At 40.3% G+C, this 13191-nt stretch carries 13 protein-coding genes and 3 pseudogenes; 6 read left to right on the top strand and 10 right to left on the bottom strand.

Translation table 11 applies throughout. From position 1 onward, the window contains the following. Positions 1-227: 227 nt before the first annotated feature. The 4 genes from JCM21738_RS18555 (at position 228) to JCM21738_RS18570 (ending at position 1800) form a co-directional block, all read left to right on the top strand. Positions 228-452 carry a hypothetical protein gene (locus tag JCM21738_RS18555; RefSeq protein ID WP_023614261.1) on the top strand — a complete coding sequence of 75 codons (225 nt, stop codon included), beginning with the start codon at positions 228-230 and terminating at the stop codon, positions 450-452. 133 nt (positions 453-585) lie between these two features. Continuing rightward, positions 586-1059 (top strand): spore coat protein, encoded by a 474-nt coding sequence (locus tag JCM21738_RS18560; protein WP_023614262.1) that lies wholly within the window; start codon positions 586-588, stop codon positions 1057-1059. A 31-nt stretch (positions 1060-1090) separates the two neighbouring features. After that, on the top strand, positions 1091-1531 hold the full coding sequence (locus JCM21738_RS18565; RefSeq protein ID WP_023614263.1) for a spore coat protein: 441 nt from the start codon (positions 1091-1093) through the stop codon (positions 1529-1531). Between the two features lie 32 nt (positions 1532-1563). Next, positions 1564-1800: a hypothetical protein gene (locus JCM21738_RS18570; RefSeq protein ID WP_023614264.1), complete on the top strand. Its 237-nt coding sequence runs from the start codon at positions 1564-1566 to the stop codon at positions 1798-1800. Positions 1801-1853: 53 nt separating this feature from the next. On the opposite strand, the gene hutG is transcribed toward JCM21738_RS18570, so the two are convergent. From hutG to JCM21738_RS18600, 6 genes and pseudogenes are all read right to left on the bottom strand, one after another. Further along, complete coding sequence (hutG, locus tag JCM21738_RS18575; protein WP_023614265.1) at positions 1854-2801, bottom strand: formimidoylglutamase; 948 nt, start codon at positions 2799-2801, stop codon at positions 1854-1856. Further along, positions 2770-4050, bottom strand: coding sequence for an imidazolonepropionase (gene hutI, locus JCM21738_RS18580; protein ID WP_023614266.1), 1281 nt, complete (start codon positions 4048-4050; stop codon positions 2770-2772). The genes hutG and hutI overlap by 32 nt, the downstream gene beginning before the upstream one ends. Before the next feature lie 30 nt (positions 4051-4080). After that, positions 4081-5738, bottom strand: a pseudogene (hutU, locus tag JCM21738_RS18585) (urocanate hydratase). Positions 5739-5907: 169 nt separating this feature from the next. Further along, positions 5908-7430: pseudogene (gene hutH / locus JCM21738_RS18590) on the bottom strand (histidine ammonia-lyase). A 104-nt stretch (positions 7431-7534) separates the two neighbouring features. Beyond that, positions 7535-7971: pseudogene (hutP, locus tag JCM21738_RS18595) on the bottom strand (histidine utilization transcription antiterminator HutP). A gap of 190 nt (positions 7972-8161) precedes the next feature. Continuing rightward, positions 8162-8758, bottom strand: a complete 597-nt coding sequence (locus tag JCM21738_RS18600) for a hypothetical protein (RefSeq protein ID WP_023614270.1) — start codon at positions 8756-8758, stop codon at positions 8162-8164. Between the two features lie 193 nt (positions 8759-8951). On the opposite strand from JCM21738_RS18600, the gene JCM21738_RS18605 reads away from it, so the two are divergent. Both JCM21738_RS18605 and JCM21738_RS18610 read left to right on the top strand, forming a co-directional pair. After that, positions 8952-9749, top strand: coding sequence for a CotY/CotZ family spore coat protein (locus JCM21738_RS18605; RefSeq protein WP_023614271.1), 798 nt, complete (start codon positions 8952-8954; stop codon positions 9747-9749). 250 nt (positions 9750-9999) lie between these two features. After that, positions 10000-10785 carry a CsxC family protein gene (locus JCM21738_RS18610; RefSeq protein ID WP_023614272.1) on the top strand — a complete coding sequence of 262 codons (786 nt, stop codon included), beginning with the start codon at positions 10000-10002 and terminating at the stop codon, positions 10783-10785. A 39-nt stretch (positions 10786-10824) separates the two neighbouring features. On the opposite strand, the gene JCM21738_RS18615 is transcribed toward JCM21738_RS18610, so the two are convergent. From JCM21738_RS18615 to JCM21738_RS18625, 4 genes are all read right to left on the bottom strand, one after another. Then, positions 10825-11514 carry a hypothetical protein gene (locus tag JCM21738_RS18615; RefSeq protein ID WP_148296146.1) on the bottom strand — a complete coding sequence of 230 codons (690 nt, stop codon included), beginning with the start codon at positions 11512-11514 and terminating at the stop codon, positions 10825-10827. Positions 11515-11584: 70 nt separating this feature from the next. Beyond that, complete coding sequence (locus tag JCM21738_RS18620) at positions 11585-11845, bottom strand: hypothetical protein (RefSeq protein WP_035209860.1); 261 nt, start codon at positions 11843-11845, stop codon at positions 11585-11587. Positions 11846-11861: 16 nt separating this feature from the next. After that, positions 11862-12005, bottom strand: coding sequence for a hypothetical protein (locus JCM21738_RS24505; RefSeq protein ID WP_156315530.1), 144 nt, complete (start codon positions 12003-12005; stop codon positions 11862-11864). 93 nt (positions 12006-12098) lie between these two features. Then, a complete protein-coding gene (locus JCM21738_RS18625) occupies positions 12099-12875 on the bottom strand; it encodes a CsxC family protein (protein ID WP_023614274.1) in 777 nt (258 codons plus the stop codon). Positions 12876-13191 lie beyond the last annotated feature (316 nt).

Below are 13191 nucleotides of genomic sequence, written 5' to 3' on the forward strand. Positions count from 1 at the left end.
GTTGAATCACACTCATCCCCATTAATTTTGATAAATAAAAATAGCACAGAAACATTTAGTCTCATTCCCTAAATTTTCTATATAGAACCCTTACTCTCTGAACAGAAATCCTTGATTTGATGGAAAATAGGCTTATATTTGCGGTTATGACCCAGACTTCGTTGTGTCCTCTCAAGACTCATTCGCATAGTCTAAAACGACGATATTCTACAAAAGGGAGAGAGAAGATGATGGCAGACCAAAAAAAGCCTAACGGGATTCCAAACAGTATCATTGACTTGCTTGTAAACGATTTATTCAAGAAAAACGGAATCAACACGGAAGAAGTCAAAGACCAAATAACTGACGATAAAAAGCAAGCAATCAGAGATTTAGTAGAAGATCTTAGTAAGCAGGTAGATACCTTCCTAAATTCTAATAATACTAAAAAGAACTCTAGCACCGATAAGTAATCCTAATTTAAAACGCTCTTAAAAAAAGGGCGTTTTTTTTTGAAATATTACTAGGCAACTAGTGAATACACACAATCTATACAGCATGCAACTTAATATGATATTCCATACCAAGTAAAAGGGAGTGAAATAAATGGCAAGCAAGAATTACCATGAATTCGGCAAACCTCAGGACTATGGCTACCACGGCGATAAATACGACGATGGGAAACATAAGTCTAAAAAAGAAGAAGAAGCAGACGTAGTACAGGATGGATTCCAGTTTTCAGGGATTGAGCAGGATTCTGACGAACTGATTTGGATCAAGGACTCGTGCAATATTTGTGTCCAGACAACTGACACACAGGCAGCTGTTTCTCTTCAAGTAGGATTGCAATTAGCAATTGCACTAGTCGTAAGCATTACTGTTGGTGATACAGACAGGGGCCGCAAGATTGCACAAGAGATTTCTCAAAAACTAGATTCAGAGCAAACGAACAAGCAAAAAATCATCATTAAAAACTCTAAAGATATTAATGTTACTACTACTGACACAGACTTGGCTGTCAACATCCAGGCATTGCTTCAGGTACTGGTTGCAGTTGTTGTAAAGCTTGACGTATTGTAATTCAAATTTTAAAAAAAGAGGTGAAATTAACATGAGTGAAGATAAAAAGTGGAGAGCATTGGACCACTGTGAAAAAGGGAAAGACAAATGCGATGACGGCGCATCAGTTTTGCAAGACGGTGATCAGTTTATGAAAACTGATCAACAATCATTCGAATGGATTATCATCAAGGATTCTGAGGGTGTAGATGTACAAACAACTGACACTCAAGCTGCTGTCTCCTTACAGTTAGGCCTTCAAGCAGCAATTGCAGCAGTAATCAGCATTACAATCGGGGATACTGATCGCGGAAATGCTGTAGTCCAGGATATCAAACAAGTTATGAAGAATAAGCAAAGAAACACTCAAAAAACAATTGTTGAAAGTTCCAAGAATGTAAAAGTAACTACAACTGACACAGACGTTGCCGTTAATATTCAAGCCCTTCTGCAAATCCTGATTGCTGTAGTCGTTAAATTGGATGTTCTATAATAAGCCATAACGGTTGAGAAGGAGGATAAGGGATGGATAATCAAAGCAGCAAAGATATGGTCGAACAAATGCGCAAGATGAATGAACAGCTCATGGACAACCTGATGAGGCAGCGCGAACAAAAGCGTAACTACAAAAAACTCCAGGACAATTTAAACAATAGTCAGGGGAAAATGAGAGATGAGTTGAAGAAACAATTTTCTTCGGAAAACCTTCAGCCAAACTCTTCTCTCTCCGACATGCTTGATAAATTGTTAAATAATAAATAATCAGCAAAAGCCTGTAAACTTAGATAAGTTTACAGGCTTTTATCATTTTTTCATTATTTCCCTGAATACATAAATTTCAGCATTACATTTGCTGCCAGTCTGCTTGTAATATCACGGAAATCTTTTGATGGATCGATCTCAACAATATCCATGGCTATAACCTTTTCATGCTGGGTGGCCTCAGAAATACTGTTCAATAACTCCCTGCTTGTCAGTCCCCCAGGACCAATTGCAGGACAGCCAGGTGCAAAAGCCTGATCAACTACATCCATATCTACTGATAAATAAATGACATCCACAAGGCTGGACAGCCGTTCAACCGCTCTCCTTACAATTTGAACAATGCCTTCTGACTCAATGTCTGCCATCGTGTAAACAGCAATACCGTTCGCTTTTGTATAATCATGATATTTTTTAGCATTGGCGAAGTCCCTGATACCTACTTGGACGAGGTGCTCTCCCTGAATAAAACCACCTTCCAGCAAACTTCGGAAAGGGGTTCCGTTCGTCCTTCCCCCATTCTCCAAATTTCGCACATCATGGTGGGCATCCCACTGGATGATCCCTATTCTCCCATATTTTTCTTGAAAGGCTCTTATGGATGGATAGCTCACTCCGTGGTCGCCTCCTAAAAGGATATAGCGGCCACAAACATCCTGATCCAGCATTTCTCTTACACTTATAAACATTCGTTCTATACTTTCATCCGTACTTGTTGGATGTGTGATTACATCTCCGAAATCGATAATTTTTACATCCTCGTAGCCTTTGTTCTGTTCCCCTGAGTAAGTAGAATAACTGCTCAGGCAAGCCCTGATTGTTTTTGGAGCCTCGGCTGCCTGGGAAAATGAAATGGATGTCTTAGAAAAAGGCAGGCCGATCAATCCAATTTCTCCTTTTGCCCCATCGGTAAATGGGACAATACATTCATTGACCTTTGTTACAAACTGGTCTTTAAAGATTGCAGGTTTACCTGGATCTAGATAACTGAAATTTTCCAAACGGCATCCTCTCCCATATGATTTGTCCAGAAACATACACGCTTTTCGCATGATTCACACCGTAATGGTAAGGGATGTATTTGTAATTTTGCACATCCCATACGACGAAGTCTGCTTGCCTGCCGACATCAAGTGTTCCAGCTAGTTCACCTTTGCCAATTGCATGTGCTGCATTAATGGTTACTGCATTCCAGATCTCTTCCGATGTCATTTTTAATTTCAATGCTGCCAGGGACATAATCAATTGTAAATTCTCAGTTACACAGCTTCCAGGATTAAAGTCTGTTGCCAGGGCTACAGCTGCTCCATCATCAATCATTTTCCTTGCTCTTGCATAATGTTCTTTTCCTAAATAGAAGGTCGTCCCTGGAAGCAGGACGGCAACTGTTTCACTCTCACTTAGCATTCTGATTCCTTCATCTGAAGCTGCAACTAAATGGTCGGCGCTTGCAGCTCCCAGGGAGGACGCCAATTCTGCTCCTCCAAGGGGATCTATTTCATCAGCATGGATTTTCAAACCAAAACCATTTTCCTTTGCTCTTTGTAAAAATAACCTCGACTGTTCAATTGAAAATACACCTGTTTCGCAGAAAATATCCGCAAAATCGGCCAGATTCTTTTCTTTGATCTCTTCAAGCAAACCCATCATATCCTGTAAGAATTCGTTTTCTTTTCCATTGTAGGATGGCGGGATTGCGTGCGGGCCTAGGAAAGTGGATACGATGGAAACAGGATACTTTTCATTTAATTGCTTCACGACTCTGAGCTGCTTAAGTTCCGTTTCTCTTTCCAGTCCATATCCACTCTTTGCCTCGATGGTTGTTGTACCATGTGAAACCATTCTTTCCAAATGGAAGCTCGCCTTATCGAAGAGTTCTTGCAATGTAGCATTTTTCGTTGCTTCTACAGTAGATAAAATGCCCCCACCTCTTGCAAGTATTTCAAGGTATGGAACTCCCTCCTGTTTTAGCGCCAATTCATGCTCCCGGGTACCGCCGAATACTAAATGGGTATGAGGATCTACCAAACCCGGTGATACAACCTTCTCTTCTGCGTCGAGTTTTACTTTGGCATTGAAGGATTTCGCTTCTGCATCCGATCCAATCCATGTTACTTTGCCATCACTAACTGCAAAGGCTGCCGACTCCTTTACAGTCAACTGCTTCATTTCTTCACCTTTTAAAGATTTTCCTGTATATGCAGGCAGAATAAGCTGCCCAATATTATGTACTAACAAATCAAAGTCCAAATGAACCATCCTTTCTTCTTAATGACTTTATTACAACATTGGTATGTCAACGCCCTTTTCCTTAGCAACCTCTATCGCTTTATCGTACCCTGCATCCGCATGGCGAACGATTCCCATACCTGGATCAGTTGTCAGAACCCTTCTCAATCTTTCTTCCGCCAGGTCAGTCCCATCAGCCACCGCAACCATTCCTGCATGGAGAGAATAGCCCATTCCTACGCCGCCGCCGTGGTGTACGGATATCCATGAACCGCCAGCAGCAACATTGATAAGTGCATTAAGGATTGCCCAGTCACCAACAGCGTCACTCCCATCCTTCATAGCCTCTGTTTCACGATTCGGCGAAGCAACTGATCCACAATCCAGATGGTCCCGCCCAATGACAATAGGGGCTTTCAACTCTCCTTTTCGGACTAATTCATTGATTGCCAATCCCATTTTTACCCGCTCACCATAGCCAAGCCAGCAAATTCTGGCAGGCAGACCCTGGAACTCTATTTTTTGCTGAGCCATATCAATCCAGCGCTGCAGTGGCTCATTGTCCGGGAATAGCTCCTTAATGAGTCGATCTGTACGGTAAATGTCCTCAGGATCTCCGGACAATGCAGCCCAGCGGAATGGTCCCTTTCCTTCGCAAAAAGAGGTCGGATAAACGCAGGAACAAACCCTGGAAAATCAAATGCATGCTCTTCACCATGATCTTTGGCAACCTGGCGTATGTTGTTTCCATAATCAAATGTGACCGCTCCTTTCCGCTGGAATTCAAGCATAGCCGCAACGTGCTTAGTCATAGAAAAAGAAGATTGTTTAATATACTCTTGCGGATTTTCCTTTCGGAGTTTTTCGGCTTCCTCGAGAGTATAGCCTACAGGAATGTATCCGTTTAAAGGATCGTGAGCAGAAGTCTGGTCCGTAACAATGTCTACCTTGAAATTGCGTTGCAGTAAGTCATAATGTACCTCTGCAGCATTCCCAATCAATCCAATTGATAAAGCTTCCCCTTTATTCCTCGCATCCGTTGCCCATGTAATCGCTTCTTCTAATGATTCCGTCATTTTATCGCAATACCGGGTATCAATCCGCTTTTGGATACGGTTAGGATCGATTTCAACAGCGATACATACGCCGCCGTTCATCGTGACTGCGAGCGGCTGGGCACCTCCCATTCCTCCAAGTCCTGCTGTTAATGTGATCGTATTTCTTAGCGAGCCGCTGAAATGCTGTCTTGCTACCTCTGCGAATGTTTCATACGTTCCCTGCAAAATACCTTGTGTACCAATATAGATCCAGCTTCCTGCCGTCATTTGCCCATACATCATCAATCCTTTTTGATCAAGCTCATGGAAGTGTTCCCAATTTGCCCATTTAGGCACCAGTACCGAATTGGATAACAAAACTCTCGGAGCAGCTATATGAGTTTTAAATACCGCGACTGGTTTGCCGGATTGGATCAGCAGGGTTTCATCGTTTTCCAGGCGGCGCAGAGTATTCACTATCGCTTCGAATGATTCCCAATTCCTTGCAGCTTTCCCAATTCCGCCATAGACTACCAAGTCTTCCGGCTTCTCCGCTACTTCAGGGTCCAGGTTATTATAAAGCATTCTCAAAGCGGCTTCCTGTTCCCACCCTTTACACTCAAGCTCCAGTCCTTTTTTGGCACGGATCTCTTTGGAAGATTCTATTTTCATGTTAATACACTCCCTTATTCTATTTTAATTTTACTCTCTTAAAATTGGTCTGATAATCTCGCCTTCAGAGTTTTACAAAATAAAATGTCCGTAACAGGTTGATTCAGATGATAGTATGCTACTTATTGTCTGAACATTCCGGCCTCTAATTTTCATATTAGAAACCATTTTATACCATATTTATTTCCCTTTGCCTAATAGCTGTCCATTGCCTATTATTTTTTTTAAACCACTCTGTAAGTCTTTCAATATCTTCAGAAAAGATTCTATCCTCGGTGATAGAAGGAACTATATTTCTCGCATCCTCGTAAAAGTTCTTTGTTTGAGGTGACATTTTATCTATTCCACGATATTGGACAGCCTGGAGTGCGCATATACACTCAATCGCCAACACTCTCCTCGCATTTTGTATAATGCTGTACGCGTGCCTGGAGCTATCGTTCCCATGCTGACATGGTCTTCCTGATTTGCCGACGAAGGAATTGAATCAACACTAGCCGGATGGGCAAGTGTTTTATTCTCTGAAACTAGCGAGGCCGCACTGTATTGGAGGATCATGGCTCCTGATTGCAGACCTGGCTGGGGGCTTAAAAATGGAGGTAGATCATTTAATTGCGGATTTACCAAACGTTCGATCCGTCTTTCGGAAATACTTGCAAATTCCGCAACTGCGATTTTCATAAAGTCCATTGCAATTGCTATTGGCTGTCCGTGGAAATTCCCGCCTGAAATGACTAGATTCCCATCATCAAAAATTAAGGGATTGTCTGTAGCGGCATTCATTTCTATTTCTAATTTTTCTTTAACATAATCAAGGGCCTGCCAGGAAGCGCCATGAACCTGGGGAATGCATCTCAACGAGTAGGCATCCTGCACTCGCTTTTCTCCCTGTTTCGTCGTAAGCTTGCTCCCTTCCAGTAATCTGCGCATCCTTTCGGCAACATCTATCTGTTGTTTATAGCCCCTGGCTTCATGTATTGATGGATGAAATGCATCAATAACACCTTCCAGTCCCTCCATTGTCATAGCGGCAATCCATTCACTTTGCAGTGCCAGCTCATTCGCTTCTATCCAGTTAACTACACCCATTGCTGTCATTGCCTGGGTACCGTTGATGAGAGCTAAGCCTTCTTTAGCCTGCAATGAGATTGGTTTCAAACCTTCTTCTTTATATGCCTCCGCTGTAGGGCAAACCCTTCCCTTGTAAAAAACTTTACCTTCTCCTATCAAGACTAGCGCAAGATGCGAAAGAGGTGCAAGATCACCTGAAGCCCCGAGAGATCCCTGCTGAGGGACAACTGGATGGATATGATTATTCAGCAATTCCGCCAGCCGTTCCGCAATCAATGGCCTTATACCGGAAAAACCTTTCAATAGAGCATTTAATCGCAACAACACCATGGCCCTTGAAACGATTTCAGGGAAAGGGTCTCCTACTCCACAAGCGTGGGAACGAATCAGGTTCAGCTGTAGTGCATTAACATCCTGCTCATCAATGATTACATCGCTGAACTTACCAAAGCCTGTATTTATTCCATAAATCGTACGCTTATCTTCAACAATTCTATCTACTGCTTCCCTGCTCTTTTGAACATTCTGCATGCTTTCCGGACTGATTGCTACAGTTTCTTCATACAAGCATACACGCTTCACTTGTTGAAGATTCAACGATGCCCCGGTTAATACCACCATATCACTTTCCTCCTAAAGAAATAATTAATATAAAAAGGAGGCGACAATGGCATATTTATGCCATCATCGCCTCCTTCTGACTTTTGACTATAGGCAATGCAAAACTATATATGATTAATGCCTAAACCAACTGTTTCATGCTCAGAGCCTTTTATTGGAGCTCCAATTGTGCCGTAAAATGCTACTGCGATCCATTCTCCTTCGCCATCTGCTGAGAAAGGCTTTCCCCGGACAATAGCAAACCGAAGGCCAACTGTCCTGCTCATATCGCCAATGGCTAGATGTCCTCTTGTTACACCTTCCATTCCTTCCATGATTGCATGATAAAGTGCATGTGTTTCGCGATACAAACCAGAGTGTATAAGCCATTTCGCTTTGCAGCCGTTTCAACTGCAGAAATGACTTTTTGCATATTCATAGAGCCAACCTGACCGAGACAATATTTGATGTTATCTAAAGCAGGGCTTAATAACTCCAATTCATTTTCTGACAAGGTCGCCAGCAGGATCGCTGCCTTCCCTATTGCAATATTTTGGCTCATGATTTACCCCGATTTCAGAATTTTTACTATTGACTAATAACTAATCTAATTTTATGTGGCTTACTGCTTATCTGTCAACCATATATGGGAAATTTTAGTATATTATCATAGTAATACACTGCTAAACTAAAGGGATTTATTAAAAAGGTCAATAAAAAAACGCCATAAAGGCGTCTTTCATTTCTCATTATTAGACTTCAATTGATACAGCAAGTTTGAATAAAAAACTGTAAATCAAGTTGAAAGCCTGTCCAATCGTAAGTTCTTCATCGTACCCTTCGAGATTATTCAATGCAAAATTAAGACTCCAGACCCCTTCGTTTCCATCAAACATTAAATCGTACGTTACACCTTCACCCTCAAGATTCTCGCTAAAAAATTGCCTGATTTTTGAATCCTGTTTTTTTTTAAGTTTCAAACCAAGCATAACGTCATAATTACCAAACACATCATCTTTTTCAAATGATACCGCATCAGCACCAACTATTTCCCACCATTGTGACTCTATGTACAAAAATTCATTTTTATGTTTATCAAAATAATTTATCTTCTCTCCAAGGAAGTCATCATCTTCACGGGCAAGAAACTCCTCTGTTTCCTTATCTCCCCTTTCGATATACGCGTCTTTAAATCGATTTTCAGATGGCATTTCAAAGATTGAAATCGAGCCCTGATCGATTAAATTATGTTTAATTGCATACTCTTTTTCCTCTCGAAAAAGTTCAACGCTGTCTTGGTTTTCACTAAGCTTTTTTTGAATATAATGCTCCATTTCTTTTTTTAACACTTCGCTGACCTCCACTTAATAACAGTAACTTTATTTTGCACTTTAATTTTGAATCTAAAATATACAAATAGCAAATTTCACACTGCTTCTTTTTGATAAGAATTTTTTCTAAGTAGTTATTTCCCCATACGGAAACGGCTTTTCCCCATATGATGTAATAGACCAATTAATATGAAAAGAAGGAGAGTCCGATATGTTTACTGACCATGAACATTATGAGCATAATTGTAAATGCAGCAAATGCAAAAGGAAAAAAGAACGCAAATATTTCAAGCATATGGAGAGCAGCGATTGCTTCCAGAAAGAAAGCTCTGACTGGAAACACGAAAAGCATAAGGGCGATAAGCGACACGATCACCACGAAAGCTCAGACTGGAAGCACAAAAAGCATAAGGATCATGAGTGGCACGATCACCACGAGAGCGATGACTGGAAATACCAAAAGCATAAGGACCATAATTGGCACGAATATGACGAATCGGGTAATTTGGATTACTATAAAAAAGCAGATAATGGCTGTGTTTGTGATAAAGTAAAAGAAATCAATTTAGCACAGAAAAAAGTAGCAGGAAAGAAACAGGACTGTGAAATCAGCTGTGAACGATCCATTAAAGAACTGTTGGGTAATTGTAAACACTCTAAGTTTGATACTATCCCATTTAAACTGCTCTGTGGTTGTATAGGTGAATGCGAGACCTTTGTAGGAACAGGGGTCGTTAATATTGATGGGTGTTTTTTTGATATCCGCTCCAGCTTTTTCAGGGTTGTTGATTTCGTAAAAGGTTCAGATTGCTGTGTGATTCTTGAGTTATTATGTCCAGAGCGTTGTGAAGGAAATCACGGTATTAGCGGATTTGTCCGTACCGGCGCATGCTTTGAAGTTGACTTAAATGATTTTACTGGTATTACATGCTTCCCTCCTGTTACAGCAAAAAAAATGGACCCGAAAAGACTTTTAAACGGCGGAAATAAAAAGAAATCCCGATATTAGACTATTTCTCTAGTTTGATGAATAAAAATTATAGACATATACCTCATTTCCCTTTTGATTCGGAAATGGGGTTTTGGCTGTTCCCCTCTATTCTATCCTCTTAGAATTCGTATATATAAAATATGTGTTTGTCCTCTATCATATGTCTATTCATTATTTTGGTGGTCGCATATAAAAATAGTAAGCAAAAAGAAAGAAACTAGAAATCTCTTGTTTCTAATCCTTTTGCAAAAAATAAGGAGTGAAAATAATGAAGAGAAACACAGGATGCAATTCTTATGGGTGTCCCCCACAGCCAAATTGTGACCAGGCAGAAACTTTCAGGGTAGACTGCAGTAACAATTCTTATCCACCAGATGGAAAACATTTAAAATACCCGGTTGTCGATGTACCAGTGCCATTAGCGGAAGTAGAAATCCAGGCTGAAGTAGAGGCAGATATCCAGCTTCCAACAGCAGCAAGAGAAATTAAACATATGCGCAGGAATGTTTCTTTGAAGCAATGCAAAGCCATTCGTTCAAAGATGGACCCTCATATGGTGAAGCTTTACATCACTGGAGTCGTCCACAAAAACATTCAATATGTTGAAAGCTGCAGTGGCAATGTAAAAGACTATAGCGTCGATGTTCCTTTTAATTGTAATCAGGCTGTATATGTAAAGAACTATCCTGACCATGAACACTTTAGTCAGAAGAACACAGTTTATGAAAGAAGATACACTGATAAACATGGCATGGGAGCAGATAACTGCACTTCCGGTGCTTACACATACGAATATTACAATCAACCTATTGATTGCAAGCTACTATTCTCTTTTGTAAACGACTTGGATCTTTACAAGGATCACGATGCCTGGGGCAGATTCAAGCGGATTACAGAAAAAATGGAAGTCGGCTTGTTTATCAAATTGCTTCAGGAGCAGCAGGTTGCGTTGCCATCTAAGTATGAAAAAGATGACGCCTCTTGTTCCTACAAGGAAGAATACAAGGGCCCGAAAAGTATGCAATCAAGAATCTACGACATGATGAGAGACTAAAACTAAGACAGGGTGTCTCTATGCGAGGCACCCTGTCTATCATGCATGTGAAACTAAATCTCTTAAATCTACGCACTGTCTTTGGTAGATGTCAATTTCCATGGTTGCTGATCCCTGGATTAACAGTTTCTCATTTTCTAGAAGTTGCTCATTCCAAATGCAGCTAAGGTTGGTTAACTGAAAATCAAGTTTATCCACTAATCTCTCACTGAATTCCCTGTGAAAAGTTGGATCATTGCCATCAGTCTCAGTGAACATATATTCCTTGCTTTTATTGCAGGACAATTCTGGAGGAAGAATCCACTCAACCTTAACAATTTTGCTCCAAGGAACATGGATTTTTAATGAATGCAGTGTTCCTGTCCCATGATTATCTCCTTTTTCTACATATTCTAAATCCAAAAGTAAGATACCTTTTGAGAAAAAATTTGTAGTCGGAAGTATAATATCCATATCAATTGAATGGATGGACCATTCAACATTAGTTACAGACGCTATGGGTTTGATTAAATTAAATACATCAAATATATCCACCTCTAAATTTACATTGGCTAAATTGACGGGGAGTTTTACCTTGATAATCTGAGTTCTTTCTCCCGGTCTGCTATGGAATCTCTCCAGTGATTCTAGTGGATTATGAGAACCATCACTTTCTTCTGGGCTTTCGATTTCATCAGGTATCTCATTCGTTGATCGGTGCAATGGGTATTGATATGACTTCCTGTTCAACTGATCTTTTTCATTGTCAATTTTTCGATCCGAACTTTCTTTCTTTGTGTAATATTGTTCAGAGCTTTCATCATTTCGGAAAAAAATGTTGGGAACTCTCTTCTATAATAAACGATTCTTCGGTGCTTTCTTCAGCATAATAAAATTTTTCGGAGCTTTCATCCTTGCTTAGGCTATATTCTGAGCTTTTTTCATTTAAAAAGGCATCTATTAAATCTTCTTTAACATTGCTGCCAACAAACTTTTCTTCAAATTCCAATTCTTTAGATTCATTTGGTTCATCCTCAGGTTCTGCTCGGAATAATTGTTTTTTGTGAGCAGTATGCTTCATATACACTCCGTCTACCTTAGGAGGCTGAAAAATCAACGGCTTTGCGACATTTTTTTTTGCGTCTTTCTTGAGATTGAACAGGGTTTTGAGCTTTTGGAGATACAGGGTTGGCTCTGATTCCTGTCCAGCCGCCTCGAAATGGAGGAAATTCAGGTGGCATCTTTTCTAACCCTCCTTCCTGCTTTTTTCAAGTATAAAAGGGGGATATACTATTGATGTCCTAGTATAATCCCCCACCTTTTTTACTGATATATTATTCAGACTCGTCATAGTAAGAATGATCGTTTGTAGCAGAAGATACACGAATTTGTTGGTTTTGCAGGACTCTGACTGTAAAGTCGATAACCATTTTCTCTTCAATTGTATTAAAGTACCCCTCATCAATCGGTGATGCCGTTGGAAGTGGCTGTCGATCTATCGCCTCATCCCATTCGATTATTTGGCTTGATACCAATTCACAGAAAGGCAATTCATTATAGAATTGAGTACTTTCCTGATGGAATTGGGATAAATCACTTGTAAGCAGCTCATCCTTCTCAGGGTACCCTGTTGATAATGGCTTTGACACGAAGAAGTCAAATTCCTTTCGATTGTTCATATTCGGCTGAACAGGTTTTGATAAATACTCCCTTATATCTGTAACCAGCTGAAAAGGAATATCAACAGTATATGAGTGAAGATCGGAAGCTACTGTAGATGATGTTGTTTCCTGGATCTCCATGCTAGGGCTTGCATATTGGATATTTTTCCTAACAAATCCCTTAATGAATAATTTGCTTGTCGGCAGCAGTAATCTGCACTGTGTTAATTTTAATCTTTTCTTGATATCCTTGATTTCCAACACTGGCTCCGGGAAATGAATCTTCGTGTCAACATTGGCCTGAAGACATAGCTCTGCAAGAACTACCGGCACTTTTGTCACCATCTTCCCCAGACTGACATGTGGATGGTGGTGGTGTGGTTTGCATTCAAAATGATCCTTAGACGGTGCACACTCAAAGTCAGCTTTCTTTTTATCTGATTCAAACATATTAAGGCTCCTCCTTATAACTTCTTAGAGTGAAGATGTTTTATCCTATGCATCATGATTATTTGGGTCTAGGCGTATGCCCGTAGGCATTAGCAGGTTTGAGGCAAGTACCACCTTCAGCCTATATCTCACTTGCACTGTACTTGCTTCTAAGTTCATTGAAAATTTTTCGTGATTTTTTTTTGCTTCTACTGGTATGGCAAATCCGAAAGTTCATGAGTATGTATAGAATAAACAAAAAGGAAAAAAGCATGCCATTACCGGAATGAACCGGCTTGAGCCATGCTTTTTCATTGTTTAGGAAACTATAAAATTT

The sequence above is a fragment of the Mesobacillus boroniphilus JCM 21738 genome, from assembly GCF_000517385.1.
Lineage (GTDB): Bacteria > Bacillota > Bacilli > Bacillales > Cytobacillaceae > Mesobacillus > Mesobacillus boroniphilus.